Genomic DNA, 3,216 nt, shown 5'->3' with positions numbered 1-3,216 from the left:
GAGTGACTTCACTCAAAGGTGGATTGTTAAGAGGTTTGCACGAGACATTCCTGACAGCCTAAGTGCAACATTTATATCTTTTCGACCAGGGCTAATACAGTTCTATAGTGATAGTTTTATTGACAGCCTACATGAGCAAATTACTGGTAAGCTCGGCATTGAATTGGAACCAGAGGATGATATCATCAAGCGCATTTGTGAAAAAGCGAGCTGTAAGCCTGTAATTATTGCACTGTACATCAACAAGTATTCGAGTGAAATAGATACATGTATTAAAAACTTTCTGATCCCGCTGATGAAAGAGGCTAAACGTCATATTAAAGAGCCTGCATCAGGTGTCTTCATTTATCTTCTTGGAAGCTTTCGTCAGTCAAACGCTTTTCAAGAACTAAACTGTATTTGTCTTGGTGAGGATTTGATCAATGCATTGAAAAATAAATCTATTGATCCACAATGGACTGGATTAGCACGATTGGATGATTTGCATGAGATTGGCTTCAATGATGTTGCAGACTGGCTGAATCATGCTGACAACTTTAATCATGCTTGTACCTATATCGGGAAAGAGAAGGTGAAGGAGATGATTATAGCTATGAGCAAAGAGGGTTCAACGTCAACAGATGATCCTGAAGCGATGATTCGATCGATTTGCAAGGCATTTAGCCTTACGTTTGCGGATATCGAACAATACTGGAAATTGGAGAAGGCAGGATGAGTGCGGAGAGTAGCGACCCATACAAGTACGACTATCAGGGCACAGAGCAGCCCGATCGCGCTGGGGAAACCGACGATCGCGGGCGCGTCTATCATCCCTACCTGCCTGCCCCAAACTTGAGTGAGGTGGTCAACCTTGCGATCGCTCTCGAAAAACCGTTATTGCTTGAAGGGGAGCCCGGCTGCGGCAAGACTCGGCTGGCAGGGGCGATCGCCTATGAATATACCCAACGCTATCGCGATCGCCTCCAAGCATTAGGACAAACGTGGTGGGATTTTCACATTTGGAGCGTCAATTCTACAACGCGGGCGGTGGATGGCAAGTATCGCTATGATGCGATCGCTCGGTTGCGGGATGCGCAGTTGATGGGGGCTCGCGATCGCCTTCCAGAGAAGGAAGCAGAGGAGTTGCAGAAGCGATTATTTAATCGAGAAGCATACCGAGAATTTGGGGCATTGGGTCGAGCCTTTTGTAATGGTCGTGAGAGCGATGATGTTCATAAGAGCGATGATGTTCATAAGAACGATAAACAAGGCTATCGCTCCATTGTGCTGATTGATGAAATCGATAAAGCCGATAGCGATTTCCCCAATGATCTCTTGCTAGAGCTGGATGATATGCGGTTTACGATCCCTGAAACCGGGGAAGAGATTGTTGCCGAACAGAAGCCCATTATCATCATCACCAGCAATCGCGAGAAGCCATTGCCCCAGGCTTTTCTGCGGCGATGTTTGTATTACTATGTGCCATTTCCAGATGAGGAACAGCTCCTTAAAATTATTAAAAGTCGGTTTGAGTTTACGAAAGACCAAGACGCTGTAGTGCAGGAAGCCGTAGACAAGTTTTATCGCATTCGCCAAGCCTCTGAGAACAATCGCAGTGTCAATCCACCGTCAACGAGCGCCTTTCTAGACTTCCTTACGGCTCTCTTGCTCACGCCTCCTAAATCGGTCGAAGAGGCTCGGGCAGACTTGCAAAACTTGGCGAATCACTACCCACTTTTGAGCACGTTATTTAAGACAAAAGACGAGCAAAAATTCTATCAAGAGCGGCTGTCGAACCAGGAGAAAACCTAGGCATGATAGCGGAAGCGTCGCCGTTCTTAGATCTATTCCAAACCTATCGAGCTAGGTTTCAGTTGTCGATCGCTCAGTATGATGATCTACGGCAGGCGTTGGCCTGTGGGTTTGGTCTGGGGGGCTGGGAGAGTTTGCGTTTGGTGTGTCGGGCGTTGTGGTGTAAGCAGGTGCCGGGCAGTCCGCTCTATCAAGAGTTCGATCGCCTCTTCGATGCCTACGTTCGTCAATATACGGGTCAATTTATCGAGCCGTCGCCTGCGCCAACTCCCGCGCCGGTATCGCCGCCGCCGCCGCCTTCACCATCGCCAACCCTTGGACAACTGCCAACGCTGCCGCCTCGCAATCGCATCGAACCCACGCCTCAATCGGATCCCATCTTGGCTAATGTGCCCAGCGCTATGCGATCGCCTGGCAGTGGGCCGGTACAGCGGGGAGATGAAAACACGGTGCCGATTGAAGTCAACCCCAATCAGCTTCCCCTCACTGCTGCTGAGGTGCGATCGCTTTGGCGTTCGTTGCGGGTGCGGGTGCGGTCTAGTCGCCAGCAGGAGGTTGATCTCCCTGCGACCTTGGCGGCCATTGAGCGGGAAGGTATCTATGCAGATGTGGTGCTGCGGCCGGTGCTGACGCGGAAGACGGAGGCGCTGATATTGGTGGATACCCACAATGCCATGATTCCCTACCGCCCTGCCATTCAGGCGTTGCTCAAGGCGGTGGATGATCGCTGGATTGATCCGGCGGAGCGCTACTATTTCACGGCCTACCCCGATGACTATCTATTTGAATGGGATCGGCCCACCCAGGCCCAATCCCTCGGGCGGATTTTGCCTCGGCTCCATAGCAGTCGCACGGTGGTGATGGTGATTAGTGATGCGGGAGCTGCCATGGGCGATCGCAGCCCTGAACGGGTGGAGGGGGTGGAAACGTGGCTGAAGCAGATGGGGCCTTCTGTGCGGCAGGTGCTCTGGATCAATCCGGTGCCGGCCCAGCGCTGGGTCAGAAGTGCCGCAGAGAAGATCGCTTCCCTGCCTGGCCTCGATATGATTGCTCTAGACCAGCTCGCGGATCTAGCCCTCATGCCCCATACCCAACGACGGTCTGCCTAGCCCTTCTGCCCCATGTCATCAACGTCTTCAACCCCGGTCAACTATCAATCCCTCATGCCCCAATTGGCGGAGCAGGACGATCGCGTGGCGGTGTTTTCTCGGTCATACTCCGATCCTCGCTACCAGCGCCAAATCCTGACCCTAGCCCGCCATGCGGCCTTTCCTCTCACCCTCACCACCGATCTGATCTATTGCCTGCACCAACGCTTCACGCCAGATATCCCTTGGTATGCGGCTCCAGATATTTTGCTATCGGTGCTTTGTGATCCGGTGGGGCATGATCTCTATGAAATGCAGGGCATCACCCGCCTCCATC

General features: G+C 51.9%; 4 protein-coding genes. All 4 read left to right on the top strand.

The genetic code is table 11. The features are described from left to right. Window positions 1–715: hypothetical protein (locus V6D20_01015; GenBank protein HEY9814377.1), on the top strand; the 715-nt coding region annotated here is incomplete at its 5' end. Beyond that, the gene (locus V6D20_01010) at window positions 712–1,791 is read left to right on the top strand and encodes a MoxR family ATPase (GenBank protein HEY9814376.1); all 1,080 of its coding nucleotides are present in this window, start codon (window positions 712–714) and stop codon (window positions 1,789–1,791) included. The genes V6D20_01015 and V6D20_01010, both read left to right, overlap by 4 nt. A 2-nt stretch (window positions 1,792–1,793) precedes the next feature. Continuing rightward, window positions 1,794–2,900, top strand: coding sequence for a hypothetical protein (locus V6D20_01005; protein HEY9814375.1), 1,107 nt, complete (start codon window positions 1,794–1,796; stop codon window positions 2,898–2,900). Between the two features lie 12 nt (window positions 2,901–2,912). Next, window positions 2,913–3,216, top strand: a 304-nt coding sequence (locus tag V6D20_01000) for a hypothetical protein (GenBank protein ID HEY9814374.1), incomplete at its 3' end; no start/stop codon positions are given.

It is taken from the genome of Candidatus Obscuribacterales bacterium, assembly GCA_036703605.1.
In the GTDB taxonomy this organism is placed as follows: domain Bacteria; phylum Cyanobacteriota; class Cyanobacteriia; order RECH01; family RECH01; genus RECH01.
This window is presented reverse-complemented; position numbering and strand designations above follow the sequence as displayed.

Bases quoted from the DNA above. Each gene is read 5' to 3' on its own strand.
- V6D20_01010 (HEY9814376.1), top strand. From the start codon at position 712: ATGAGTGCGGAGAGTAGCGACCCATACAAGTACGACTATCAGGGCACA.
- V6D20_01005 (HEY9814375.1), top strand. From the start codon at position 1,794: ATGATAGCGGAAGCGTCGCCGTTCTTAGATCTATTCCAAACCTATCGA.